The following is a 26,729-nucleotide window of genomic DNA, read 5'->3' as shown; positions in this document are numbered from 1 at the left end:
TTGCCGGAATCGCCTTGTTCGATGCGATACACCAGGCCATGAATCGTGCCTTCGCCGGTGGCGCCGAAGGTCAGCACGCCGGGTTTGTGCAGGAGCTCTTCGAGTTTCAGGTCGGGGCGGGCGCTGACCAGTTCGAGGTCGAAACGGAACGGTTCATTCAGGGCTTCGCGACCGGTGAAGCTGAGGACTTGCAGGTCGGCGTTGGCGCCTTCGAGCGTGAGGGTAATGTGGGTTGCGTTGGCGTCCAGCATGCCTTGAATTCCGTCCTTTGAATAAGCAGGGGGCGGATGATGGAGGATTAAGCCGCCTCGTTCAAGGCGAAAAAGCCGTACGCATGGGCCACACGCGGTATAGGGAAAACCCTTAGATAGCGCGTTTCGACCAATGAACACGGGCATTTGATAAAGCTTGCCGGGCGCCAGTGGCAACAATTCCTACGAGCAACGATTGAAGAATCGCCAGTCAGTTTCAGACTAAAGTCGCCTTTGGCCCGTCAAAGCCATCTGCCATCATTACCGTTCACCCCCGCGTGTTCTCTTCCTCCCGGCCCTTTGACGAGCTGGGACGGGAGCTATTTTTTCTGGCTTGTTGCGCCCTTGCGCAAACGCTGCACTGTTGGAGTTTTTCATGCGTCCCCCATTTCCTCTCATCATCCCGCGCCAGTCGTTTGGCTTCGGAGCCTTGGTGCTGTGCGCAGGTTTTACCGCACAGGTTCAGGCCAGCGGTTTTCTGGAAAACACCACGGCGAAAATCGAATCGCGCACGGTGTATTTCAACCGCGATTTCCGTGATGGGCACACCTCGAGCGATCAGGGCGCTTCCAAGCGTGAGGAGTCGGCACAGGGCTTTATTCTCAACCTGCAATCGGGCTACACCGACGGCACGGTCGGCTTCGGCATCGATGCACTGGGCATGCTGGGTTTTCAGCTCGATTCCAGCCCGGATCGCAGCAACAGCGGCTTGCTGCCATCGAGTGGCGAGAACCCGCGCGGCTCGAAAGGCCAATACGCGAAAATGGGCCTGACCGCCAAAGTCAAAGTCTCGGACACCGTGCTGAAATACGGCGCGCTGCTACCGGATCTGCCACTGCTCAAGTACAACGACGGCCGTCTGCTGCCGACCATGTTCAACGGTGCCATGCTGACCTCTAAAGAGCTCAAGGACCTGACCTTCATGGCCGCGCGCCTGGACAAGTACACCGCGCGTGATTCCACCGATTCGCAAGACATCCGCGTGCATTGCAAGAACAAGCGTTACGCGTGCAACACCACCGCCGATCATTTCGACATGTATGGCTTCGACTACAAGATCAACGATCGCCTGACCGGCCAGTACCACTACGCCGAACTGGAAGACATTTACCGTCAGCACTTCGTTGGCCTGCTGGCCAATCAGCCGTTGGCTGGCGGCGTGTTGAAAGCCGATCTGCGCCTGCTGAAAAGTGCCGACAGCGGCGACGCGAAAGCCGGTTCCATCGATAACCGCGCCTTGAGCGGCATGCTTTCATACGGCATCAGCGGCCACACTTTCAGCGCCGGCTGGCAGCGCATGAACGGTGATAATTCGATGCCGTATCTCGATGGCAGCAATCCGTATCTGGTCAACTACGTACAGGTCAACGATTTTGCCGCCGCGCAGGAACGTTCATGGCAGTTGCGTTATGACTATGACTTCAAGGCGATCGGTATCAACGGCTTGAGCTTCCTGACCCGTTATGTGAATGGTGATCACATCAAAGTGTTGGGCAGTGATCAGGACGGCAAAGAGTGGGAACGCGACAGTGAGTTGAAGTATGTGATTCAGACGGGGACGTTCAAGGATGTCAGTCTGCGTTTGCGTAATGCGACTTACCGGACCAACTACGAGAAGTTTGCCCGGGATGTCGATGAGACGCGGTTGATCGTCAGCTACAATTTCTCCGTCCTGTAAAACCTCCCCTGTAGGAGCTGCCGCAGGCTGCGATCTTTTGACGTTGATGGTTAAAAACCACATCAAAAGATCGCAGCCTGCGGCAGCTCCTACAGGGGGTTTATTACAACCAATGCCAGAACCGGCTCCAGAAGCCGCGATTCAAATCATCCTTGCAGCCGGCATATTGCCGCGCATACACGTCCGAGCGATTCTGCACTTTGCGCGCGGTCGGCATCAGCCAGGCTTTGCTCGCATAGGTCTTGTTGCGAAATCCGCCCCAGCCTTCGTGGTAGTTGAGGTACTGGTTGTAGGCGTCGTATTTGTAGACGCCGTTGATGGTGGTGGTCTTGTCCATGTACCAGCCAACGAAGTCGATGGCGTCGTCGAAGTCTTCGCGGTCGGCGCCGTGTCTGCCGGTGCTTTTCTGGTAGTCGGACCAGACTTCATCTTTCGCCTGGGCATAGCCCGATGCAGTGGTCACCCGACCCCACGGAATCACCCAAAGTAGGTATTTGCGTGGGGTCTTGGCGTCGTAGCGATAGCCGGATTCCTGATACATGATCGCGAAGGGCACCTGTATCGGCACCCCCCAACGTTTTTGCGTGACCTGTGCGGCGTCGTACCAATCGCTCTTTTCCCGGAAGATCTCGCAGATATCTTCCGGCGAGCGCGGCGGCGAAGTGCCGCAACCGGTCAACAGCGTTGCCAGTGTCAGTAGTCCAAGCGTCTGCCGGTATTTCAAAAGCCGTTATCCTGTCGTGCGCAAAAAAGCCGACAGTCTACGGCTTAGCTCAATTGGTGACGATAGGGGAGATCCGGACCGGTCTTGCTGCAGGTCAGTGCCGCTGCTTGTACGGCGAACTTGAGCATGCCGTCGATCTGCTCGCGAGCGAGTTGTTGCACGCCTTCCACCGAATCCAGACCGTGTTCGGTCAGCCAGGTGATCAGCGCGGCCTGAAAGGTATCGCCGGCACCGACGGTATCGGCAATTTTTACCGGGGACGCCGGAACCGACCATGTGCCGTGGTGGCGGCTGAATACCGTTGCACCTTCGCCACCGCGAGTGAGGAAGACAATCTGGCAGCGATGCTTGAGCCAGCCTTCGAGCACGCGCTGCGGATCCTGTTCGGGGTACAGCAGGCTCAAGTCCTCGTCGCTTACCTTGATCAGATCGGCCAGTTGCACCAGCGTGGCGATACGCTCGCGCCACAGCTGGATATTCGGCTCGGGGTTGAGGCGCACGTTCGGATCGAGACTGATCAGGCGTTTGCCGCTTTCGCGCTGGACCAGCGCCAGCAGCGTGTCGCCGATCGGCTGTACCACCAGCGAGAACGAGCCGACGTGCAAGCCACGAACCCCAGGTCCCAGCGTCGGCAAATGCGCCAGGCCCAGTTGGCGATCCGCGCAACCCTCGCCGCGAAAGCTGTAATGCGGCGAGCCATTGGCACCGACCGCAACCATCGCCAGTGTCGTCGGCGCGGCGAAGTCCTGCAGATAGTCCGGGCGCACGCCTTCTTCCTGCAACACTTGCTGCAAACGCCGGCCGAGGTAGTCGGTCGACAGTCCACCGAACAACGCCGATTCGACGCCCAAACGGCGTAAACCCACGGCGACGTTGAACGGCGAACCACCGGCAATCGCCTTGAAATTCACTTTCGAAGCCAAACCGCTGGCATCGTCTTCGCTGAAGAAATCAAACAGGGCTTCGCCACACACCAAATACATAATTGTTTGCTCTTTATAGGGTTGCGACATGCTGTTGATAGCGTTCATAAGCCTGCTGGAATGCCGCGACATTCGTGGCAACCGGCAGCGTTTCACTGCTCAGGTCGAGTTTGACGCAGCGCTGGCACAGATCGGCGAGGGTGTCTTCGTGGCCGTTCGACCATGATTTGCACCATGCCGCCTGAATCGCTGCGCCGAGTGCAGCGGCTTCGCTTTGTTCGGTGCAGATCACCGGGGTGTTCATGATGTCGGCGACGATCTGCCGCCACACCGCACTTTTCGAACCGCCGCCGATCAGGCAGATGCTGCGGCTTTGTAAACCATTCTGGCGCAGCAAATCCAGTCCGTAACGCAAACCGAAGGTGGTGCCCTCGACGGCAGCGCGGCACAGATTGGCCTCGGTCAGGTTGTCGAGGGTCAAGCCGTGCAGGCTGCCGGTCGCGTGGGGCAGGGCGGGGACGCGTTCACCATTGAAGAATGGCAGCATGCACACGCCCTCGGCGCCAATCGGCGCTTGCGCGATGAGTTCGTTGAACTGCTCCAGGTCGAGCTTGAACAGGTCACGAATTGCGCCAGTGGCGTTGGTCAGGTTCATCGTGCAGATCAACGGCAGCCAGCCGCCGCTGGAGGAGCAGAACGTGGCGACCGAGGCGTCCGGGCTGACTTTTGGCACTTCGGAATAGGCGTACACCGTGCCGGAGGAACCGAGGCTCATGGTGATTGCGCCGGGCTGAATATTGCCGGTGCCGATCGCGCCCATCATGTTGTCGCCGCCACCGCTTGCCACCAGTGCGTTGGGGTTGATGCCCAATTGTTCGGCAATCGACGGCAGGATTGTGCCGACGGCTTGATGGGCGTCAATCAGCTCGGGCAGCGCGGCTTGCAGACGCCCGCTGGCGTCGATATCGCGCAGCAACTGCAAGTCCCACTGGCGGGAGCGCACGTTGAAGTAGCCGGTGCCCGAGGCGTCGCCGTACTCGCTGCAACTGCGTCCGGTCAGCCAGAAATTGAGGTAGTCGTGGGGCAGGAGGATACGTGCGATGCGCGAGAACACCACGGGGTGTTGTTCTTTGGTCCAGAGCAGTTTCGACACGGTGTAGCCCGGTGCGATAACCACGCCAAGGCGTTCCAGCGAACCTTTTTCGCCGCCCAGATGGTTGAGTAAACGGTCGTTTTCGGCGCTGGATTCGGTGTCGCACCAGAGCTTGGCCGGGCGCAGCACTTCACCTTGATCATCAAGCAATACCAGACCATGTTGCTGACCGGAGACGCCGATGCCGAGGATCGACTGGCCGTCGACATTCGCCGCCAGCAACGCGCGGCGGGTGGCGAGGGCGAAGGCTTCGAGCCATTGCTGAGTGTCTTGCTCGCGACGGCCGTTGGCGCCGCTGATCATTGTGTGTGCGGCGGCGCCTTGGCCGAGGACTTGACCGCTGGCGGCGTCGAGGATGATGGCTTTGGTGCCTTGGGTGCCGCAGTCGATGCCTAGGAAGAGTTGTTGTGTTGTCATGTGTGAACCACTCGGGGTGTGGTGAAGATCAATAGCTTACCCCCTCACCCCAGCCCTCTCCCCCAAGGGGGCGAGGGGGAAGGAAGCCGATCGGGGGCTGTTCAAAACCTGAGTTCGACTGCGGATATCTCAATCAGGGGCTGTTCAAAACCTGAGTTCGACTGCGGATATCTCAATCAGGGGCTGTTCAAAATTTGAGTTCGACTCCGGTTCTCTCAAACCGGGGCTATTCAATACCTGAGTTCGACTCCGGACGTTCAGGTCGATGTAACTTGCACAAACCACTCGATCAGTCCCCTCTCCCACTGGGAGAGGGCTAGGGTGAGGGGCTTTTCAATCCAGAATCCGCTGCAAAGTCCGCGTCACACCGTCCTCGCGCAAGCTATTGCAGCACCACTCAAACGCCGCCACAAATTCCGCCGAACGCGGTATCGCCGTGCCAAAAATCTCCTCAACCGCCAACAACCGCTCAGTCATCAAACCGTCATCCGCCACCAGCGCCTGACAAAACGTTGCCCGTGGATCAGGAATCGAATAGGTATCCCCATTCTCATCGACCCCCTTCAAATACAACGCCCAAGCCGCCACCACCAACGCTGCACGCTTGGTCTCCTGACCATCGGCAATCAACCGATTAATCGTCGGAATGGTGAACTTGGGAAACTTCGAAGAGCCATCCGAACATACTCGCTCAAGCTGATCGGCAATCGCCTGATTGGAGAAGCGCGCAACCAGCGTGTCTTTGTATTCGGTCAAATCGATCCCCGGCACCGGCGCCAGTTGCGGCGTGACATCGAGGTCCATATAAGCGCGCATGTAGCGCACGAACAGCGGGTCGTTCATGGTCTCGTGAACAAACCGATAACCCTTTAAAAAGCCCAGGTACGTCAGCGCCAGATGGCTACCGTTGAGCAGTTTGATTTTCATCTCTTCGTACGGCGAAACGTCGTCGGTGAACTGTACGCCGACCTTTTCCCAGGCGGGCCGACCGTTGACGAACTTGTCTTCCAGCACCCACTGCACAAACGGTTCGCACACCACCGGCCAGGCATCGTCGACGCCGTGTTTGTCGGCCAGTTGCAGGCGGTGCGCGGTGCTGGTCATCGGCGTGATGCGGTCGACCATGGCGTTGGGGAAACTGACGTTGGCGTCGATCCAACTGCACAGATTGCTATTGCGCAAAGTGGCAAACGCCAGCAGCGCCTTGCGGGTCACCGCGCCGTTGTGCGGCAAGTTATCGCAAGACATCACGGTAAAGGCCGGGATGCCCGCTGCCCGGCGTTTTTCCAAGGCTGCACACAAGAAACCGAACACGGTTTTTGGCGCTTCGGGATGGGCCAGATCGTGTTGGATCTGTGGCAGGTGCGCCATGAATTCGCCGTTACTGTCATCGATGCAGTAACCGCCTTCGGTGATGGTCAGCGAAACGATGCGAATCTGTGGGTCGGCAAGTTTATCGATCAGCGCCTGAGCACCGTCTTGCGCCAGCAGCATGTCGCGAATCGCGCCGATCACACGGACTTCGGTGTCATCGCTGTCACCAAGTTCGAACAGGGTGAACAGGTAATCCTGCTCCTTGAGATCGTCACGGGCGCGGCGGTCTTCGGCACGCAGGCCGACCCCACAGATCGCCCAGTCGAGTGCTTCGCCGGTGTTCATCAGCGCATCGGTGTAATACGCCTGATGCGCGCGGTGAAAACCGCCGACGCCGATGTGCGCGATGCCCTGACGGGTGTCGCTGAGACGGTACGCCGGCAGTTTTACTTCAGCCGCGAGGCCATGCAGATTTTGCTGATTGAGTTTCATCGGGCAAGTCTCTCGAAATCAGGCCGCAGCGCGCAGTGGACGCGTCAGCGCCACGCCTTCGGCATCGAATAAATGGCAGTGGGCCGCGTCCAGATGCAGGCTCAGTTGTTCGCCGTAACGGCTGGCCAGATCACCGCGCACGCGCATGGTCAGGGCTTCGCCGGCATTAGTGGTGACGTGGCAGAACGTGTCGCTGCCGAGGCGCTCGCTGACGTCGGCGGTGACTTGCAATGTGCAGTCGCCCGATTGCGCCAGTTCCAGGTGTTCCGGGCGAATGCCCAGGGTCACAGCGCTGCCGATGCTGAGGTTGGCTGCGTTGAACGGCAGGGTGACGCGAGTGCCGGCGCCCAGCGAGACTTCGCAGCTCTGGGCATCGACGCGGGCAATCTTGCCTTTGAGGAAACCCATTTTCGGCGTGCCGAGGAAGCCGGCGACGAACAGGTTCGCCGGTTGGTGATACAGGTCCAGTGGCGAGCCGACCTGTTCGATCTTGCCGCCGTTGAGCACCACGACTTTGTCGGCCATGGTCATTGCTTCGACCTGATCGTGGGTCACGTAGATCATCGTCGCTTGCAGGTCTTTGTGCAGGCGCAGCAGTTCCAGACGCATTTGCACGCGCAGTGCGGCGTCGAGGTTAGAGAGCGGTTCGTCGAACAGGAAGATTTTCGGATTGCGCACGATCGCGCGGCCGATCGCCACGCGCTGACGCTGGCCACCGGAGAGCTGTTTTGGTTTGCGTTCAAGCATCGGCCCGAGTTCGAGAATGCGCGCCGCTTCGCCGACTTTCTTTTCGACCTCGGCTTTCGGTACGCCGGCCAGGTCGAGGGCGAACGACATGTTCTTTTTCACGGTCATGTGCGGGTACAGGGCGTAGGTCTGGAACACCATCGCCAGATCGCGCTTGGCCGGGCTGACCTCGGTGATGTCGCGACCGTCGAGTTCGATGGTGCCGCCACTGACTTCTTCGAGCCCGGCGATCAGCCGCAGCAGGGTGGATTTGCCGCAGCCCGACGGGCCGACGAAGACCACGAATTCCTTGTCGTTCACCTCAAGGTCGATGCCTTTGATGATGGAGAAACCTTCGAAGCCTTTTTGCAGATTCTTGATTTTCAGGTTGGCCATGATGAATGGGCCTCCGCGTTGTTGTTTTTTAAGATCAAAAGATCGCAGCCTGCGGCAGCTCCTACAGGGGGACGGCATGCTTTATGTAGGAGCAGCCGAAGGCTGCGATCTTTTGCTTTTCAATTCATTTCACGGCGCCGAAGGAGAGGCCGCGCACCAGTTGTTTCTGGCTGATCCAGCCGAAGATCAGGATCGGCGCACACGCCAGGGTCGAGACCGCCGACAACTTGGCCCAGAACAAGCCTTCGGGACTTGAGTAGGAGGCGATCAACGCGGTCAGCGGCGCGGCTTTCGACGAGGTCAGGTTCAGCGACCAGAAGGCCTCGTTCCAGCACAGGATCAGCGACAGCAGTACGGTCGAGGCGAGGCCACCCTTGGCGATCGGCAACAGCACGCGGACCATTTCCTGCCACAGCGTGGCGCCGTCGAGACGCGCAGCTTCGAGGATGTCTTTGGGGATGTCCTTGAAGTAGGTGTAAATCATCCAGACCACGATCGGCAGATTGATCAGCGTGTAGATCACGATCAGCGCGATACGCGTATCGAGCAGACCGAAACTCTTTGCCAGCAGGTAGATCGGCATCAGCACGCCTACCGGTGGCAGCATTTTTGTCGAGAGCATCCACAGCAGCGTGCCTTTGGTGCGCTGGGTTTCGTAGAACGCCATGGAGTAGGCGGCCGGCACCGCAATCAACAGGCACAGCGCGGTGGCGCTGAAGGAAATCACTACCGAGTTCCAGGCGAAACTGAAGTAGTCGCTGCGCTCGTTGATGTGCAGGTAGTTCTCCAGCGTCGGCGTGAAGATGAATTGCGGCGGTGTGGCGAACGCGTCGATTTCGGTCTTGAAACTGGTCATCACCATCCAGAAGATCGGGAAGAAAATCACGATCGCGATGGCCCAGGCCAAGGTGCCGAGCAGCAGGCTTTGCAGCCGGCGGGATTGTTGGAGAGTCATGGCAGGCCTCAGGCTTTGTCAGTCAGGTTTTTGCCGATCATCCGCACCAGAATGATCGCGGCGACGTTGGCGATGACCACGGCAATCAAGCCGCCCGCCGAGGCCATGCCGACGTCGAACTGCACCAGCGCCTGGTTGTAGATCAGGTAGGCGAGGTTGGTCGAGGCGTAGCCGGGGCCACCGTTGGTGGTGGTGAAAATTTCGGCGAACACCGACAGCAGGAAGATCGTTTCGATCATCACCACTACGGCAATCGGCCGGGCCAGATGGGGCAGGGTCAGGTGCCAGAAAATCGCGATCGGGCCGGCTCCGTCGAGGCGTGCGGCTTCTTTTTGCTCCTGGTCCAGCGACTGCATGGCGGTCATCAGGATCAGGATCGCGAAGGGCAGCCATTGCCACGAAACAATGATGATGATCGACAGCAACGGGTAGTGGGCGAGCCAGTCCACCGGTTGCGCGCCGAACAGTTTCCAGAGGTAGGCAAGGATTCCGGAGACCGGATGGAAAATCAGGTTCTTCCAGATCAGCGCGCCTACGGTCGGCATGATGAAGAACGGCGAGATCAGCATGACCCGCACGATGCCGCGACCGAGGAACTCGCTGGCCTCCAGCAACGCACTGATCAACACGCCGAATACCACGCTGATCAGCAACACGCTGCCGACCAGCAACAATGTATTGGTGGCGCCGGGCAGGAAACCCGAGTCGGTCAGGAAGTAAGTGAAGTTCTCCAGCCCGACGAACTGGTTTTCGCCGGGGTAGAGCAGGTTGTAGCGGATCACCGAAAAGTAGATGGTCATGCCCAGCGGCACGATCATCCACAGCAGCAACAGGGCGACCGATGGGCTGACCAGAAACCAGCCGGGGTTACGCACACGGCTTTTGCGCTGTGGCTGGGACAGGTCGAGGTGGGCTTTGGCAGTTGAAGTATTCATGGCGATCACAACCGAGTCATACAGACCTATGGAGATCTAATGAAGGAGTGAGCCTGCTCGCGATGGCGGTTTTCCATCCATCACAGTCGGTGACTGATACACCGCTATCGCGAGCAGGCTCACTCCTACAAAAGGCAGGAGCGAGCTTTGCGGGTTACTTGGGGTAACCGGCGCGCTTCATCTCGCGTTCGGTGGTCTGCTGCGCGGCGGCCAGAGCTTGATCCACAGTGGTCTGGCCGATCAGCGCCGCCGAGAACAGCTTGCCAACCTGGGTGCCAACCGCCTGGAACTCAGGAATGGTCACCAGTTGAATGCCAATGTACGGCACCGGTTTCAGCGTCGGTTTGCTCGGGTCAACGGCTTTCAGCGATTCCAGCGTGACCTTGGCGAACGGCGCCGCCTTCATGTACGCATCGCTGTAGGTCGACGCGCGAGTGCCCGGTGGCACGTTGGCGATGCCGTCGGTCTTGGCTACCAGTTCGCCGTATTCTTTGGACGTTGCCCAGGCACTGAACTCTTTGGCGGCGTCTTTGGCCTTGGAGCTGGTCGGAATCGCCAGCGCCCACGAATACAGCCAGGCCGAGCCTTTGTCGGTAACCTGATGCGGCGCGAAAGTGAAGCCGACGTGATCGGCAACCTTGCTTTGAGTCTTGTCGGTAACGAACGAGCCAGCGACGCTGGCGTCGACCCAGATCGCGCACTTGCCGCTGTTGAACAGCGCAAGGTTTTCGTTGAAACCGTTGCTCGATGCACCCGGCGGGCCGGATTTCTTCATGGTGTCGACGTAGAAGTTCAGCGCATTTTTCCACTCGGGGCCGTTGAATTCCGGCTGCCATTTTTCATCGAACCAGCGCGCACCGTAGGCGTTGGCGACGGTACTGATCAGCGCCATGTTCTCGCCCCAGCCCGCCTTGCCGCGCAGGCAGATGCCGTACTGTTCTTTGTCCTTGTTGGTGAGTTTTTCGGCAAACCCGGCGATCTCCTCCCATGTTGGGCGTTCCGGCATGCTCAGCCCGGCGTCCTTGAACAGGTCGGTGCGGTAGTAAGTGATCGAGCTTTCTGCGTAGAACGGCAGCGCATACAGCGAACCTTTCACCGACAGGCCTTCACGCACCGACGGAAACACGTCGTCGAGGGCGTAACTGGCCGGCAGATCCTTCATTGGTTCCAGCCAGCCTTTGGCGCCCCACAGTGCGGCTTCGTACATGCCGATGGTCAACACGTCGAACTGGCCGCCTTGAGTGGCGATGTCGGTGGTCAGGCGTTGGCGCAGAACGTTTTCTTCGAGCACCACCCAATTGAGCTTGATCTCCGGATGCTCGGTCTCGAAGGTTTTCGAGAGCTTTTGCATGCGGATCATGTCGCTGTTGTTGACGGTGGCGATGGTCAGGGTCTGGGCGCCAAGGCTGACGCTGCTGAGGGTCATGCAGGTGAGGGCTAGCAGAGCTTTTGCAGTGGGTTGCATCGTGCACTCCTTTTCTGCACCCGGTGAGAGGCAGAAGGACAGTTATTGTTTTTGTGTCTTCCTGTGCAGGAAGAATGTGCACTGATTACAGCCTTCAATCGCAGGACTGACAAATCATCCCTAGCACTTTTATCGATACTTTTTTGCACTGGGGTTTGGCGGGGCAAACGCAGGGAAGGGGTTTTCAGCGAGGAGGCGCTATCGAATGCGTACAGGTTTCACACGGAACTGTAGGAGTGGCGGGGTTAGCCGTGGTTTTGCTCGGTCAGGCGCTGCACCGCCAGGCGACGATAGTGCGACGGCGTCATGCCTTTGAGCTGCTGAAAGCGCCGGTTGAAATTGGAAATATTGTTGAAGCCCGACTCGAAACACACGTCGGTTACCGGTTTGTCGCCATCGGCCAGCAGCTCGCAGGATTTGCTGATACGCAGGCGATTGACGAACTCGATGAAGTTACGCCCGGTGGCTTGCTTGAACACGCGACTGAAATAGGTCGGCGTCATGCCCAGGTGCTCGGCAACTTCCTCCAGCGATATGTCGCGGGCGTAATGGCTGAATATGTAATCGACCGCGCGGTTGGTCCGGTCGATGTTGTGCTCGTCGGCGAGCTGCGGAGTGGTCGCGCCGGACAGAAGCTGAAAATCATCGCTGGCCGCGAGCAGCTCCATCAGGATGAAAAAATGCCCGAGCCGGGTGATGCCTTTTGAGTCGGCAATACGCTGCATCAGCGTCATGGCCTGGCGAATGGTGTGTTTGCAGCGAAACTCGATGCCGTACTGCGCACGCTCCAGCAACGGTGCGAGGGACTTCAGCTCGGCGAAGACCTGATGGCCACCCTCGAACAATTCATCGGTGAAATTGACCAGCATGTCGCGTTTCTCGACGACTTCATCCTCGGCAACCTGGCTGATCCAGTTGTGCGGCAGATTGGGGCCGGTGAGAAACAGGGTTTCCGGGTAGAAGTTGCCGATGTAGTCGCCAATGAACACTTTTCCCGAACTCGCGACGATCAGGTGCAGCTCGTACTCCTTATGGAAGTGCCAGCGCACCAGCGGGCACGGGAACCCGTGCTGGCGGTAGATGATGGACAACCCGTTATGGTCATCCATCAACTCGTAAGAAGGATCGGTTACGCGGGCTGTTCGGCTCATGTCAGGACGCTTTTATTGTTATCGCCTGGCGATCATGCCCCTTTCTGCCCGCGCTGTGCCAGCGTTCGAGGAAGCGTTTCAGCTCGTTTGATACAAAGCGCGTCCATAAACCGCCTTCATGCTGTTGGCGACCCAGCAGTTGCGGACGATCTCGGATTCATCAAAAAAGTCGGTGCTGATGATGCTGCAACGTGTGACCCAGCCTCGGCTCGAGTGAAACCAGTCATTGATTTTTTTCTTGATGCCGCTGGGGCCTCCCAGCAGCGAATAGCAGGTGGCCGGCAACGACCAGATGAACGTTTCATGGGGTGTGCCCTCAAGCGATTTGCCAATATGCAGTTCGAGCGCTGCGGTGTCGGTAAAGACTCTTTTGTTCCACTTGTGCGGGATCTGCGACCAGAAATAGTTTCTGTCCTGCTCTGGCGAGTAGGGCGCCGCCATGACGATGCGGCGCTTTGTACTGCTGCGTTTCAGCTGACCTATCGTACTCATCGAATCCATATGGGGAATCAGCCGCGAACCGAGGCGATTGAGCATAAAGTCACTCAGACGTTGCCGATCGAAAGGCTTGTTGCCGTCACCCAATTGATGAAAGTCCAGGACGATGAATTCGTCGGGGTTTCGATCGAGGAAGGCGTCGACCGCCTCAACCAACTCGTCGAGGACGCGATGAGACTGGAAGCCATTGTGATGAAAGTAATACAGCGGGTGCTCCGGCCCGGCGGCGCAGCCGAGGCGTATGTCGAATGCGCGGGCGCCGTTGTCCAGTTGCCAGGCGAATGAATCGTTCTGGCAGGTCGTCCAGTTGCCAACAATGACCTCGTAGTTGGGCGCCTTTTTGTCCATGCCGCTGTTATGCGTGCCGGGCCAGACAATATCGGTCAGTTTCAGCTGGTCGATATCCAGTACGTGGCTCATCCAGGTTTGCTTGTCGAGTGTTGCGGTGGCGCTGTTCATGGTGACAACTCCTTGTCGTCGTGCATGGCCCTATCCTTGGGCGATGTATTGAAATATCGGGTGCCGCGTGGGTAGCACCGTCCAGTTTCACCGATTGTCGGGAAATCTCGAATACAGCATACAAACACCGAGGAACATTACCAGTCGCCGCAATATCTGCTAAAAAATAGCCAATGAGTGGCACTCGACAGTAGCACTTAGCCGCGTCGCACTTTGCTCAGGTTTGCGCTGATGCAGAACGCAACCAGTCGGGACTCTTCGAGGAAGTCGACGTTGACGACATTGCAGTTTTGTAGCCAGTCACTGTTGGCGGGGTCAAACCAGCGATCCAGTTCGGTATGAATGTCGACCGGGCCACCCAACGCCGCGTAACTGGTCGCCGACAGCGACCATGGTGCATATCGGAAGGGCGGAGAAGACATTGTTTCGGTGATGAATTTATGCAGGTCGCTGGCACTCGGAGTTTGCGTTCCGATCCATTGATGGTGGAGCTTTGGGTTGAAGTATTGTCGGTCAAGTTCATTGTGCTGTGTTGCGTGAATCAGGATTCTTTGTGTGCGGCTTATGCTTTTTAATTGTTGCAGGTTCAGGCCGCTATTGTTGTTCGGGATGATCCTGAAGCCAAGTAAGCTGGTAAGCATGTTGTTGAATAAAGCAAAGTCGAAAGGGCGATCACCGTCTTTCATTTCATGGAAGTCGAGCACGATGAATTCGTCGGGATTCTCCGTAAGGAAACGATCCAGGTCAGTCACCAGGTTCGCTAACGTGCGCGAAGACAAAAAGCCATTGTGCTGAAAACGAAAGCAATTAAGTGCGACACCGTTGCTCTGATAAGTAAGCCGTAAATCCAGGGCTCTGGCGCCATTAGTCAACTGGTCATAAAACGACCTGTGCTGACACGCCACCCAGTGCGCTCCCGGAATCAGGGCATACGAAGCCTTCCAGTCGCAACCGGCGTTATGAGTGCCAGGCAGGGTCAGTTTATATAACGGTAAAACATCAATGGCGGTGTTGGTACTCATCCAGTTAGTGACTGAATAATTGCTGTTGGTCGCGGTGTTCATGATAGGCGTCCCTGTGATAATCATTAAATAAGTGGCTTGCGGTTTAATTAGGCAAGTCACTTGTTTTTAATTGAAGTCAGGGGTGTTAATCAATGTATTAGTTGATGCTGGATATATGTATTCTGAGATTTCTTGTCAGTCAGTCTTTATCCGGGGCGTTGCGATTCTTGGCTTCGATCCATTGCGCCATGTACTGAGTACTTTTGTGATGGTGGTGGCGCAACATGCTTCCAGTGAAGTTTGATTTTCTTGACTGAGCCAGGTTTTCCAGACAGTCCCGCAACTTGTCGATCAGTGCCGGGCCGTGTACTGACTTGCGGTAACGCTCGCTCAACAACGACTGACCTGCCTGGCGGGCCTCTTCCCAGCGCTGTTCATCCCGATAAAGTTGCACGGCATTATTGGCGAAGTCCTCTGCGCTGCAGCTGATTGCGCCGGGCCACGGCAGGCCGCCGTGCATGGCTTCTGCACCGATCGGTGTGGTCACGGACGGTGTTGCGCAGAGCATGGCATCGACAATCTTGCCCTTGATGCCGGCACCAAATCGCAGCGGCGCCAGGCAGACCCGCGCGGCGGACATGACTTGCAAGGCATCTTCGGCCCAGTTCATCACATGAAAACCTTGCGCCGGATTGTGCAAGGCGGTGGCCTTGGGCGGGGTGTAGGCGCCATAGATGTGCAACTGCGCTTGCGGCAGTTGCGCGCGGATCAACGGCCAGATCGTGGTTTTCATCCAGAGCACCGCATCCCAGTTGGGTGCGTGGCGGAAATTGCCGATGCTGAGGAAATGCGCGCGCTCGGCGAAAGCGCGCGGCTCGGCTGTCGGCAAGTCGATCATCAACGGGCACCAATGCAGCAGGGCGTCCGGCAGGCCGAACTCTTCGACCAGCAGTTGGATCTCGACCTGCGAAATCATCAGGTTGAGGTCGCAACGATACAGCGCGGCGATCTCGCGCTTGGCGAGGTCGCTGTCGGCCATCAATTCGAATTCCTCACGCAACGCCGGCGCGAACAACGCGGTGAAATCCTGGTTGTCGGGATCGTCCTTCAAGCGCTCCTTTAGGCGCTGCTGGCGAGCGAATCGCAGGCTTTGCAGATCGGAGGTTTCCAGCACGCGCAGTGCTTGCGGGCAGTGTTTCTCGACCCGCCAGCCAAACTGTTCTTCCATCATGAATTGATCGAACAACACGATGTCCGGCGCCAGTTCACTGATGAAGGCGTCGAAGCTGCTGTTGTTGAGTTCGATCGGCACTTCGCGAATGCCCAGAGCGCTCAGGTCAGCCTTGTGTTCGCCGGGACCTGCCGGGCTGCTGAAGGTGATGTCCCAGCCTTGCTCAAGGAACGTTTCGAGGATTTGCATGACATGCCCACTGGCTGCCGAAGAGCGTGGTTCGGGCCAGACGTAGCCGATGACCAGGACTTTGGTGACAGCGGATGTGTTCATGAGCAGATGTTCCTTGAAAACGGGCAGGGCAAAACAGGCGCGCAATTAGACCACAAGCCGCAGATCGACCAGTCGATCCAGACTCGTGCAACGGCTAATGATCGGGAGATGTCTGGGTAAAAGAATCAGCTGGCGAGCATGCCTGTGACCTTGTCGCGCAGTTGATCGATGGAAAACGGTTTGCCAATGACTTGCATGCCCGCAGGCACATCGATGCTTTCGGCATAGCCGCTGGCGAACAGGATGGGCAGAGCTGGGCGCAGCTTTCGAGCCGCGGTGGCCAGTTCACGGCCGTCCATGTCGGGCAGACCGACATCGGTCATCATCAGGTCGATTGTTTTGTCCGGGTCCTGCAACACCTCTAATGCTTGCTCGCCGCCATCAGCCTCCAGCACCTTGAACTCCAGCTCCTCAAGCACATCGACGATGAGCATGCGCACGATGTCGTCGTCTTCTACTACAAGGATGGTGAACGCTGGGGTGGACATATTGAAGGCTCTCAAGAAATTAACGCGGGGTTTCGGCCGGTCGAATGTGCCGGGCTCTTGCATGAGTAAGTAGCGCATGGCCACAAGTTCCCGAACTGACACAAAAAAGCTTAGCTGCAGTTGGGGCGGGCAAGGATAACTGTTGGCACGTACCGGGGTGCAGGCAAAAGTGGGAAAATCCTGCTAAATCTGTAGGAAAAATGGATCCATGCCGCCATTTTGGGGCAAACTCCCTGTTTTTCACCCGATCGACAAGGCTGCCCCATGTCCTCTTCGTCTTCAGTTGATGAACAGCGGTTTCGTAAACTCCTGAGTCGCAACATCAGTCTTCCCTTGGGCGTAGGCGTGCTCAGTGCCGTGTTCTTTGTGTCGCTGATTACCTATTTGCTGTCGGTGATCCAATGGGTCGAGCACACCGACCGGGTGATCAATAACGCCAATGAAGCAGTGAAACTCACGGTCGATCTGGAAACCGGCATGCGCGGTTTTCTGCTCAGCGGTGACGAGCACTTTCTCGACCCGTACGAAACCGCCAAGCCGCGCATTACCGTCGCGCTCAATACGTTGCTTGAGCTGACTGCCGACAACCCGGTGCAAACCGATCGTCTGCGCCGTCTGCAGGCATTGCAGACCGAGTGGGCGAACTACGCGCAGTCGATGATCGACCTGCAGCGCTCCAGCGGTGACTACAAGGCTGCCGTGAAGGCCGGGCGCGGCAAACGCCTGACGGATGAAATCCGCAAACAGTTCGAAGATGTCATCGAAACCGAGCAAGTGCTGCGCACCACGCGTAACGAAGATGTACGCCGCACGACGATCTGGAGCATCAGCCTGTACCTGCTGTTCATTGCCGGTATCAGCGGTTTGCTCGCCTATATTGGCCGGCGTGATCTGGTCAACCTGTCGCAAAGCTACGGCGCAACGCTCGCCGCCCAAGACGCCAGCGCCCTGCGTCTGGAGCAGCAGGCGTGGCTGCGCAATGGCCAGACGCAATTGGCCGAGCAAGTGCTGGGACAACTGACGCTGAACCTGTTGGGGCGCAACATTCTGCAGTTCTGCGCGCAATACCTCGGCACCGCCGTCGCGGCGTTGTACGTCCGTGAAGAACACGGTGGTCTGAAACGTGTGGCGACTTACGGGTTCTCCCGCGAGCAGGAAGAACAGGATCAGTCGATTTACAGCGGTGAAGGCATCGTCGGCCAGGTCGCGCAGCAGGCACGTCTGATTCGCCTCGATGCGGTTCCGTCGGATTATTTCAAAGTCAGCTCCGGTCTCGGCGAAGGTCTGCCGCACAGTGTGTTGGTGGTGCCGACCAGCGATGACGACCGGGTCAACGGTGTGATCGAACTGGGTTTCCTGCGCCCGCTCAGCGATCGTGATATCGAACTGCTGGAACTGATTGCCGGCAATATCGGCACGTCGATCGAAGCCGCGCGCTACCGCCAGCGGTTGCAGGAAGTGCTCGCTGAAACCCAGCAGCTCAACGAAGAGTTGCAGGTGCAGCAGGAAGAGCTGAAAACCGCCAACGAAGAACTCGAAGAACAGTCGCGGATTCTCAAGGAATCCCAGGCGCATCTGGAAACCCAGCAAGTCGAGCTGGAGCAGACCAACGAACAACTCGCCGAGCAGGCGCAAATCCTCGCCGAACAGCGCGACGCCATGGACGTGAAGAACACCGAACTGAATCAGGTTCAGGTGCAACTTGAGGAACGCGCTGAAGAGTTGCAGCGTTCGAGCAAGTACAAATCCGAATTCCTCGCCAACATGTCGCATGAGCTGCGCACGCCGCTGAACAGCTCGTTGATTCTCGCCAAGCTGCTCGCCGAGAACCCGCAGGACAACCTCAGCGCCGAGCAGGTCAAGTTTGCCGAGTCGATTTATTCCGCCGGTAATGATTTGCTCAACCTGATCAACGACATTCTCGATATCTCCAAGGTCGAGGCCGGCAAGCTTGAGGTGATCGCCGAGAACACCAGCGTGGCGCGTCTTGCCGATGGCTTGCGCGGCGTATTCGAACCGATGGCGGCGGACAAGCGCCTGACTTTCAGTGTCGATTTGCTGCCGGGCACACCGGCGACGATGTTTACTGACCGCCAGCGCCTTGAGCAGGTGATCAAGAACCTGTTGTCCAATGCGGTGAAGTTCACCGAGCAAGGTACCGTCAGCCTGACCATCAGTGGCCAGCCGAACGATTGCGTGGCGTTCGTCGTGCGCGATTCCGGGATCGGTATTGCCGCCGATCAACAGGAAAGCATCTTCGAAGCCTTCCGTCAGGCCGATGGCACCACCAATCGCAAATACGGTGGAACGGGTCTGGGCCTGTCGATCTCGCGTGATCTGGCGACACTGCTGGGCGGCTCGATCAGCGTCACCAGCACGCCGGGGCAGGGCAGTGTGTTTACGTTGCTGATGCCGCAGCAGTACAACGAGTCCGGTGAGGTATCGACTGTGCCGTTGACGTTTACCCCGCCGCCACAGGCTGCGGCCGTTGTACCTGCGGCGATGGTTTCTCCGCTGGCCCCGGTACACATCCCGCGTTTCGCCGATGACCGCGACAAGGCCCCGTTCGCCACGCGTTGCATCCTCGTGGTGGAAGATGAACCGAACTTTGCGCACATCCTCTACGATCTGGCGCATGAACTCGGCTATCAATGCCTGGTCGCCCATGGCGCGGACGAAGGTTATGACCTCGCACGGGAATTCATTCCTGACGCGATCCTGCTCGACATGCGCCTGCCCGACCATTCCGGTCTCACTGTGTTGCAGCGCCTGAAAGAACATGCTGAAACCCGGCACATCCCGGTGCACGTGATTTCGGTCGAAGATCGGGTCGAAGCAGCCATGCACATGGGCGCTATCGGTTACGCGGTCAAACCGACGACGCGCGAGGAGCTCAAGGATGTGTTCGCCCGTCTCGAAGCCAAGCTGACACAGAAGGTCAAACGCATTCTGCTGGTCGAAGACGACGACTTGCAGCGCGAAAGCATCGCGCGTCTGATCGGCGACGAAGACATTGAAATTACCGCAGTCGGTCTCGCCCAGGATGCTCTGGACAAGCTGCGCACGACGATCTACGACTGCATGATCATCGACCTGAAACTGCCTGACATGCTCGGCAACGATCTGCTCAAGCGCATGTCTACCGAGGACATCTGCTCGTTCCCGCCGGTGATCGTTTACACCGGGCGCAACCTGACCCGCGATGAAGAGACCGATCTGCGCAAGTACTCGCGCTCGATCATCATCAAGGGCGCGCGTTCGCCAGAGCGTTTGCTGGACGAGGTCACACTCTTTCTGCACAAAGTCGAATCGCAGTTGTCCCATGAACGGCAGAAGATGCTCAAGACCGCGCGCAGCCGCGACAAGGTCTTCGAGGGTCGCAAAGTGCTGCTGGTTGACGACGATGTGCGCAACATCTTCGCTCTGACCAGTGCACTGGAGACCAAGGGCGCAGTCGTGGTGATCGGCCGGAACGGTCGTGAGGCGATTGAAAAACTCAATGAAGTCGAGGACATCGACCTGGTGCTGATGGACGTGATGATGCCGGAAATGGATGGTTTCGAAGCCACCATTGAAATCCGCAAGGATCCGCGCTGGCGCAAGCTGCCGATCATCGCGGTGACGGCCAAGGCCATGAAGGATGATCAGGAGCGCTGCTTGCAAGCGGGCGCCAACGATTACCTGGCCAAGCCCATCGACCTGGATCGCCTGTTCTCGCTGATTCGCGTGTGGTTACCGAAGATGGAACGCATTTAGTGGAACGCAGTAGTCCCGTTGAACGAAATACCGAAATCGAATTGCGCTTGCTGATCGAGGCTATCTACCTCAAGTACAGCTACGATTTTCGCGATTATTCCGGCGCCTCGATCAAGCGCCGGGTGCAGCATGCGCTGGGGCAGTTTGAGTGCGCGACGATTTCGGCATTGCAGGAGAAAGTCCTGCATGACCCGACCGCGTTCATGCAGCTCCTGCAATTGCTGACGATCCCGGTCAGCGAGATGTTTCGCGATCCGTCGCACTTCCTCGCGATTCGCCAGGAAGTGGTGCCGTTGCTGCGCACCTATCCATCGCTGAAGATCTGGATCGCTGGTTGCAGCACGGGTGAGGAGGTCTATTCGATGGCCATCCTGCTGCGCGAAGAAGGCCTGCTCGACCGCACGATCATCTACGCCACCGACATCAATCCGCGTTCGCTGGACAAGGCGAAACAGGGAATTTTCTCGATGGAGAATGTGCGGGCCTACACCGCCAACTATCAGCAGGCCGGTGGGCAGCGCTCGTTCGCCGACTATTACACGGCGGCTTACGGTTACGCGATTTTCGACAAGAGCCTGTGCGAGAACGTGACGTTCGCCGATCACAGTCTGGCTACCGACAGTGTATTTTCCGAAACAAATTTAATTTCATGTCGTAACGTATTGATTTACTTCAATAAAAAGCTTCAGGATCGCGCCTTCGGACTGTTTCATGAGTCGCTGTGTCATCGCGGCTTTCTGGTGCTTGGCAGCAAAGAGACGCTGGATTTTTCCAGCTATGCCAACCAGTTCGAACCGCTGGTGAAACAGGAACGGATCTACCGCAAATTATGAACGAGACTGCGGAATTGCCTCGAATCGAGGCCATTGTGATGGGCGCCTCAGCCGGTGGCGTCGAGGCCTTGTTGGCGCTGCTGAGTCCGTTGCGCCAGGGTTTTGTGCTGCCGATCATTATCGTTCTGCATTTGCCGGATGATCGCCGCAGTCAGTTGGCCGAAGTGTTCGCACGCAGGCTGGCATTGCCGGTGGCCGAAGCCTCGGATAAACAGGACATCGAAGCCGGCACCGTGTATTTCGCCACGCCCGGTTATCACCTGTCGGTAGAGCAGGATCGCAGCCTGTCGTTGAGCCTGGAAGACCGCGTGCATTATTCGCGGCCTTCGATCGATTTCCTGTTTGAGTCCGCTGCCCACGTTTACGGATCAGCGTTGGCGGCCATTTTACTGACCGGTGCCAATCACGATGGCGCGCGCGGTCTGGCAGAAGTCAAACACTTTGGCGGGTTGACCATCGTGCAGGATCCCGGCGACGCCCAGGTCGCCACCATGCCTCTGGCGGCGCTGAACGTTCAGCAGCCGGATCATGTCTTACCCATTCACGGCATCGGCCGTCTGCTAGTCGAGCTGGAACGAATCGCATGCTGAGTAATATTCAAGCCAAATTGCTGATCGTCGACGATCTGCCCGAGAACCTGCTGGCGCTCGAAGCGCTGATCAAACGCGAAGATCGCACCGTCTATAAGGCGTTGTCGGCGGACGAAGCCCTGTCGCTGCTGTTGCAGCACGAATTCGCCATGGCCATCCTCGACGTACAGATGCCGGGCATGAACGGCTTCGAACTCGCCGAGTTGATGCGTGGCACCGAGAAAACCAAGAACATCCCGATCATCTTCGTCAGCGCCGCCGGCCGTGAACTGAACTATGCGTTCAAGGGCTACGAAAGCGGCGCGGTGGATTTCCTGCACAAGCCGCTGGATATCCACGCGGTGAAGAGCAAGGTCAACGTCTTTGTCGATCTGTTCCGTCAGAGCAAGGCCATGAAGCAACAGGTCGAAGCACTGGAGCAGGCCCGACGCGAGCAGGAAGCGCTGCTGCAACAATTGCAGAGCACCCAGCTGGAGCTGGAGCAGGCAGTGCGCATGCGCGATGACTTCATGTCGATCGTTGCCCATGAAGTGCGTACGCCGCTCAACGGCCTGATACTCGAAACCCAATTGCGCAAGATGCACCTGGCGCGGGATAACGCCGCCGCGTTCACCCTCGACAAGATGCACGCCATGGTCGATCGCGATGAGCGTCAGATCAAAAGCCTGATCCGTCTGATCGAAGACATGCTCGATGTGTCGCGCATTCGCACTGGCAAACTGTCGATCCGGCCGAGCCGTTTCGATCTGGTGCAGTTGGTCAGCAATCTGCTGCAAAACTTCGCGGCACAGATCGAAGCTGCTGAAACCGAAGTGTCGTTTACCGCGCTAGCACCGGTGGAAGGCAACTGGGACGAGTTCCGTATCGAGCAGGTGGTCACCAACTTGCTGACCAACGCCCTGCGTTATGGTGGTCGCAGCCCGATTCAGGTGCGGGTTTACTGCGAGGGCGATGAGGCGCGTGTCGAGGTGCAGGACCGTGGCATCGGCATCAGCCAAGAGAATCAGAAGCGTATTTTTCAACAGTTCGAACGGGTTTCCGCCAAGACGGTAGTCGCCGGCCTCGGGCTGGGTCTGTTCATTTCCGAGCAGATCGTCGCCGCCCATGGCGGCTCCATCGTCGTCGAGAGTGAAATCAACGAAGGCGCCCTGTTTCGCGTTTGTCTGCCGATCCAGGAAAACGGCAAATCCGACGCAACCTCTGAGTGACCGCACGGTCGTATCAGCAGCTATTGACCGAACAAAGGCTTCCCATGAGCGTAGATGCGCAAGATGTAGTACTCGTCGTCGAGGACGAACCGGTTATCTTGATGGTCCTGAGCGATTATTTGTCAGGGCAGGGCTATCGTGTGTTGCAGGCGGAAAGCGGCGAGCAGGCTTTCGAAATTCTGGCGAGCAAGCCGCATCTGGACGTGTTGATCACCGATTTCCGTTTGCCTGGCGGCATCTCTGGCGTGCAGATCGCCGAACCTGCGGTGAAGTTGCGACCTGATCTCAAGGTGATTTTCATCAGCGGTTATCCGCAGGAAATCCGCGAGACCGGCAGCCCGATCACCCTCAAGGCGCCGATCCTCGAAAAGCCCTTTGATCTGGACGTGTTGCAGGAAAAAATCCAGGAACTGCTGGCCTGACCCCAACCTGTAGCTGCCGCAGGCTGCGATCTTTTGATTTTGCTTTTAAAAAACAAGATCAAAAGATCGCAGCCTGCGGCAGCTCCTACATTGTTGTCTGGGGTTAGCTTTTGATCATTTCGCGGACCTTCGCAGTGAGAAGGTCGAAAGTGAAGGGCTTGGTGATCATCTGCATGCCCGGGTCGAGAAAGCCGCCGCGTACCGCCGCATGCTCGGCGTAACCGGTGATGAATAACACCTTCAGACCAGGCCGGTACTGGCGCCCGACTTCGGCCAATTGCCGGCCGTTCATGCCGGGCAGACCGACATCACTGATCAGCAGATCAATCCGTTGCGTCGAGTTGAGAATCGGCACCGCGCCGTCGGCATCACTGGCTTCGACAAACGCATAGCCCAACTCACTGAGCACGCCGCTGACCAGCACGCGCACGGCGGGATCGTCTTCGACAATCAATACGGTTTCGCCATCCATTGCATACGGGGTTTGCCCGCTATCAGCGACCGGTTGCTCATCTTCTTCGCCGCGAAAACGCGGCAGATACAGTCTGACGGTGGTGCCCTGATCGATTTCGCTGTCGATCGACACATGCCCGCGCGACTGCTTGCTGAAACCGTAGATCATCGACAGGCCCAACCCGGTGCCCTGGCCGATCGGCTTGGTGGTGAAAAATGGATCGAAGGCACGATTGATCACACTTTGCGGCATGCCGCTGCCGTTGTCGGTGACGCTGAGCATCACGTAATCGCCCGGTTCGAGGTTGCTGTAGGCCTCGGTGAATTCGCTCTGCAGCACCTGATTGCTGGTTTCCACCACCAGTTTGCCGCCCTCGGGCATGGCGTCGCGGGCGTTGATCACGAGGTTGAGCAGGGCGCTTTCCAGTTGATTGGGATCGGCCTCGGCGACCCACAATTTATCGTTCAGGCGCATGTCCAGATGGATGCTTTCATTGAGACTGCGTTCCAGCAGTTCGCCCATCGACAGCACCAGGGTGTTCATTTGCACGGCTTTGGAGTCGAGCGACTGCCGGCGGGAAAACGCCAGTAGTCGGTGGGTCAGGCTGGCAGCGCGGTTGGCTGAGGTCACGCCAAGGTCGATCAGGCTATCGAGGTCATCCGTGCGCCCACGAGCCAGACGCCGGCGCAACAATTCCAGGCTGCCGATAATCCCGGTCAGCATGTTGTTGAAGTCGTGTGCGATGCCGCCCGTGAGCTGGCCGACCGCTTCCATTTTCTGCGACTGGCGCAATGCTTCTTCGTTATGGCGCAATTGCGCGGTGCGTTCTTCGACTTGTTGCTCAAGGGTTTCCAGCGTCGATTGCAGACGTCGTTCGCTTTCGCTGAGGTCGATCAAACGGTCGCGGGCTTCGTATTGTCGTCGTCGCCCACGCAAGGCGGCGGAGACCAGGCTGACCAGTGTCGCCGGGTGAAACGGGCGTTCAAGAAAGGTCACGTTGCCGAGCAGATTGCTCAGTTGCGAGGAGGGACCTTGTTCCTGTCCGCCGTGATGGGTGAGCAGCACGATCGGCAGATCCGACCAAGCCGGCTGCTGCTCCAGATGCATAAATAGTGCTTCGAGTTCCGGACCGCGCAAGGCTTCGGCAGAGATCAGCAACAAGCCTGCGCCGAGTTCCAGCTCGGTGCACAACCTGTCCAGCCCTGGCGTGACCAGGCCGCCATAACCGGCCTCGTTGAGAATCATCAGCGCAATCTGGCTGTCGCGACCCACGGGCGCCAGAATCAGCGCCCGTTCGGCCAGCGGCACCGAAACCGTCACAAGGTTTCTTCCTGAAGCAACGGCTTGCTTGCGCCGAGGTAGGTCGGTACGCCGCGCAACACGCCCTGAAAGGCCTCCAATGGTTCACCGATGGTCATGCCTTGCGTCGAAATGCGGTATTCGCGAATCGTCGATTCGTGGCTGCCGGTGCGTTTCTTGATGATGGAAATGGCCCGGCGAACCTTGCCCAGTGCTTCGAAATAACGCAACAGAATCACCGTGTCGGCCAGGTAAGTAATGTCGACCGGCGCCTGCATGTCGCCAACCAGACCATGCTGGGCGACGGTCATGAAAGTCGCCGCGCCTTTGCGGTTAAGGTACAGCAGCAGTTCGTGCATGTGCAGTACGAGGGCGTTTTCTTCCGGCATCGCTGCCTGATAACCGTTGATGCTGTCGATCACCACGGTTTTGATCTGGCCTTCATCGACGCAGCGGCGCACGCGATGCGAGAACTCGCCGGGCGAAAGCTCGGCGGCGTCGACCTGCTCGATCAGCAGATTGCCGGTGTCTTGCAGGGCCTTGAGGTCAATGCCGATGTTCTTCATGCGCTCGAACAGCAAGCCCAGTTCTTCATCGAAAATAAACAGTGCAGCCTTTTCGCCGCGTTGTACGGCGGCAGCGGCGAAGACCATCGAGATCAATGACTTGCCGGTACCAGCTGGGCCGAGAATCAGCGTGCTTGAACCGGTTTCGATGCCGCCGCCGAGCAGCGCATCCATTTCCGGGATGCCGCTGGTCAATTGCAGGCGCGCGTAGTCGCCGCGATGTTCCGCCGCCACCAAACGTGGGAACACATGCACGCCGTCGCCCATGATGGTGAAGTCATGGAAACCGCCGCGATACTTCTGGCCACGGTATTTCACAACCCGCACACGCCGACGTTCGGCGCCGTAGTTGGGCGTCAGTTCTTCGAGGCGGATCACCCCGTGAGCGACGCTGTGCACGGTCTTGTCGAGTGATTCGGTGGTGAGGTCGTCGAGCAGCAGAACCGTGGCGTTGTAGCGTACGAAGTAATGCTTGATCGCCAGAATCTGCCGGCGATAGCGCAATGAGCTTTGCGCCAGCAGGCGAATCTCCGACAGGCTGTCGAGAACCACGCGGGTCGGTTTGACGCGTTCGACGGCCTCGAAAATCTGCTTGGTCGCTTCACCCAATTCCAGATCGGAAGAGTAGAGCAAGCTCTGCTGATGCTCGGCGTTGAGCAGGCTTTCCGGGGGCGTCAGCTCGAAAATCTCGATATTCTCGTCCAGTTCCCAGCCATGCGATGCGGCGCCCTGGCGCAATTCACGCTCGGTTTCCGACAGCGTGATGTACAGGGTGCGTTCGCCGGCAACGGAGCCCGCCCGGAGGAAGTGCAAGGCGACAGTGGTTTTGCCTGTACCGGGTTCACCCTCAAGCAAAAACACATGCCCGCGAGACAATCCACCGGCCAGGATATCGTCCAGACCTACAATGCCGGTGGCAGCTTTCGCACTGATAAACTCGTTGGATGTAGACAAAAAATGCCCTCTCATGACTACGGGAATCGAGGTCGCTGAAAAAATTAGCGCGGCCTGAATTACTTGACCCGTTGCCGTGATGGCAGTTCCGCATTTTCTTGCGGAATGTGTCGG

The 26,729-nt window shown here is 58.0% G+C and carries 22 protein-coding genes; 6 read left to right on the top strand and 16 right to left on the bottom strand.

The features are described 5' to 3' along the window. Nucleotides 1-251 (bottom strand): contractile injection system protein, VgrG/Pvc8 family (locus tag ACIPZE_RS02320; protein ID WP_329626412.1); only part of this gene is annotated, 251 nt, incomplete at its 3' end. Between the two features lie 376 nt (nucleotides 252-627). On the opposite strand from ACIPZE_RS02320, the gene ACIPZE_RS02315 reads away from it, so the two are divergent. After that, a complete protein-coding gene (locus ACIPZE_RS02315; RefSeq protein WP_400771007.1) occupies nucleotides 628-1,929 on the top strand; it encodes an OprD family porin in 1,302 nt (433 codons plus the stop codon). Between the two features lie 103 nt (nucleotides 1,930-2,032). Here the strand turns inward: ACIPZE_RS02315 and ACIPZE_RS02310 are convergent, their stop codons facing one another. The 13 genes from ACIPZE_RS02310 to ACIPZE_RS02250 form a co-directional block, all read right to left on the bottom strand. Beyond that, nucleotides 2,033-2,653 (bottom strand): hypothetical protein, encoded by a 621-nt coding sequence (locus ACIPZE_RS02310; protein ID WP_400771005.1) that lies wholly within the window; start codon nucleotides 2,651-2,653, stop codon nucleotides 2,033-2,035. 44 nt (nucleotides 2,654-2,697) lie between these two features. Continuing rightward, nucleotides 2,698-3,636: a carbohydrate kinase gene (locus ACIPZE_RS02305; RefSeq protein ID WP_400771002.1), complete on the bottom strand. Its 939-nt coding sequence runs from the start codon at nucleotides 3,634-3,636 to the stop codon at nucleotides 2,698-2,700. A gap of 13 nt (nucleotides 3,637-3,649) precedes the next feature. Further along, nucleotides 3,650-5,146 (bottom strand): xylulokinase, encoded by a 1,497-nt coding sequence (gene xylB / locus ACIPZE_RS02300; RefSeq protein ID WP_400771000.1) that lies wholly within the window; start codon nucleotides 5,144-5,146, stop codon nucleotides 3,650-3,652. Nucleotides 5,147-5,479: 333 nt separating this feature from the next. Further along, complete coding sequence (locus ACIPZE_RS02295) at nucleotides 5,480-6,952, bottom strand: mannitol dehydrogenase family protein (protein ID WP_400770997.1); 1,473 nt, start codon at nucleotides 6,950-6,952, stop codon at nucleotides 5,480-5,482. An 18-nt stretch (nucleotides 6,953-6,970) separates the two neighbouring features. Continuing rightward, nucleotides 6,971-8,074: an ABC transporter ATP-binding protein gene (locus ACIPZE_RS02290; RefSeq protein ID WP_400770995.1), complete on the bottom strand. Its 1,104-nt coding sequence runs from the start codon at nucleotides 8,072-8,074 to the stop codon at nucleotides 6,971-6,973. Between the two features lie 124 nt (nucleotides 8,075-8,198). Further along, nucleotides 8,199-9,029, bottom strand: a complete 831-nt coding sequence (locus tag ACIPZE_RS02285; protein ID WP_003225143.1) for a carbohydrate ABC transporter permease — start codon at nucleotides 9,027-9,029, stop codon at nucleotides 8,199-8,201. Between the two features lie 8 nt (nucleotides 9,030-9,037). Further along, nucleotides 9,038-9,964 (bottom strand): carbohydrate ABC transporter permease, encoded by a 927-nt coding sequence (locus ACIPZE_RS02280; protein ID WP_400770992.1) that lies wholly within the window; start codon nucleotides 9,962-9,964, stop codon nucleotides 9,038-9,040. Between the two features lie 154 nt (nucleotides 9,965-10,118). Beyond that, complete coding sequence (locus ACIPZE_RS02275) at nucleotides 10,119-11,429, bottom strand: ABC transporter substrate-binding protein (protein WP_400770990.1); 1,311 nt, start codon at nucleotides 11,427-11,429, stop codon at nucleotides 10,119-10,121. A 245-nt stretch (nucleotides 11,430-11,674) separates the two neighbouring features. Then, the gene (locus ACIPZE_RS02270) at nucleotides 11,675-12,580 is read right to left on the bottom strand and encodes an AraC family transcriptional regulator (protein WP_400770987.1); all 906 of its coding nucleotides are present in this window, start codon (nucleotides 12,578-12,580) and stop codon (nucleotides 11,675-11,677) included. Nucleotides 12,581-12,658: 78 nt separating this feature from the next. Next, nucleotides 12,659-13,537, bottom strand: coding sequence for a phospholipase (locus ACIPZE_RS02265; RefSeq protein ID WP_400770984.1), 879 nt, complete (start codon nucleotides 13,535-13,537; stop codon nucleotides 12,659-12,661). 197 nt (nucleotides 13,538-13,734) lie between these two features. Continuing rightward, nucleotides 13,735-14,601 carry a phospholipase gene (locus ACIPZE_RS02260; RefSeq protein WP_400770981.1) on the bottom strand — a complete coding sequence of 289 codons (867 nt, stop codon included), beginning with the start codon at nucleotides 14,599-14,601 and terminating at the stop codon, nucleotides 13,735-13,737. Nucleotides 14,602-14,740: 139 nt separating this feature from the next. Beyond that, complete coding sequence (locus tag ACIPZE_RS02255) at nucleotides 14,741-16,045, bottom strand: glycosyltransferase family 4 protein (RefSeq protein ID WP_400770978.1); 1,305 nt, start codon at nucleotides 16,043-16,045, stop codon at nucleotides 14,741-14,743. A 125-nt stretch (nucleotides 16,046-16,170) separates the two neighbouring features. Then, nucleotides 16,171-16,533, bottom strand: coding sequence for a response regulator (locus ACIPZE_RS02250; RefSeq protein ID WP_400771038.1), 363 nt, complete (start codon nucleotides 16,531-16,533; stop codon nucleotides 16,171-16,173). A gap of 264 nt (nucleotides 16,534-16,797) precedes the next feature. Here ACIPZE_RS02250 and ACIPZE_RS02245 point away from each other — a divergent pair, with 264 nt between their 5' ends. The 5 genes from ACIPZE_RS02245 to ACIPZE_RS02225 are packed head-to-tail and all read left to right on the top strand — an operon-like array spanning nucleotide 16,798 to nucleotide 23,342. Further along, nucleotides 16,798-20,289, top strand: a complete 3,492-nt coding sequence (locus ACIPZE_RS02245; protein WP_400770976.1) for a response regulator — start codon at nucleotides 16,798-16,800, stop codon at nucleotides 20,287-20,289. After that, nucleotides 20,289-21,122 (top strand): protein-glutamate O-methyltransferase CheR, encoded by an 834-nt coding sequence (locus tag ACIPZE_RS02240; protein ID WP_129393699.1) that lies wholly within the window; start codon nucleotides 20,289-20,291, stop codon nucleotides 21,120-21,122. Before ACIPZE_RS02245 ends, ACIPZE_RS02240 begins: the two co-directional genes overlap by 1 nt. Beyond that, on the top strand, nucleotides 21,119-21,712 hold the full coding sequence (locus ACIPZE_RS02235; RefSeq protein WP_400770973.1) for a chemotaxis protein CheB: 594 nt from the start codon (nucleotides 21,119-21,121) through the stop codon (nucleotides 21,710-21,712). Before ACIPZE_RS02240 ends, ACIPZE_RS02235 begins: the two co-directional genes overlap by 4 nt. Then, complete coding sequence (locus ACIPZE_RS02230) at nucleotides 21,706-22,920, top strand: ATP-binding protein (protein WP_400770970.1); 1,215 nt, start codon at nucleotides 21,706-21,708, stop codon at nucleotides 22,918-22,920. Before ACIPZE_RS02235 ends, ACIPZE_RS02230 begins: the two co-directional genes overlap by 7 nt. Before the next feature lie 44 nt (nucleotides 22,921-22,964). Next, complete coding sequence (locus tag ACIPZE_RS02225) at nucleotides 22,965-23,342, top strand: response regulator (RefSeq protein WP_129393706.1); 378 nt, start codon at nucleotides 22,965-22,967, stop codon at nucleotides 23,340-23,342. 103 nt (nucleotides 23,343-23,445) lie between these two features. Here ACIPZE_RS02225 and ACIPZE_RS02220 read toward each other — a convergent pair whose 3' ends face one another. Next, nucleotides 23,446-25,116, bottom strand: coding sequence for an ATP-binding protein (locus ACIPZE_RS02220; RefSeq protein WP_283436532.1), 1,671 nt, complete (start codon nucleotides 25,114-25,116; stop codon nucleotides 23,446-23,448). Further along, the gene (locus ACIPZE_RS02215) at nucleotides 25,113-26,615 is read right to left on the bottom strand and encodes an ATPase domain-containing protein (protein ID WP_283436531.1); all 1,503 of its coding nucleotides are present in this window, start codon (nucleotides 26,613-26,615) and stop codon (nucleotides 25,113-25,115) included. The genes ACIPZE_RS02220 and ACIPZE_RS02215 overlap by 4 nt, the downstream gene beginning before the upstream one ends. Nucleotides 26,616-26,729: the final 114 nt, after the last annotated feature.

The sequence above is a fragment of the Pseudomonas sp. NPDC089741 genome, from assembly GCF_044748825.1.
In the GTDB taxonomy this organism is placed as follows: Bacteria; Pseudomonadota; Gammaproteobacteria; order Pseudomonadales; family Pseudomonadaceae; genus Aquipseudomonas; species Aquipseudomonas helmanticensis.
This window is presented reverse-complemented; position numbering and strand designations above follow the sequence as displayed.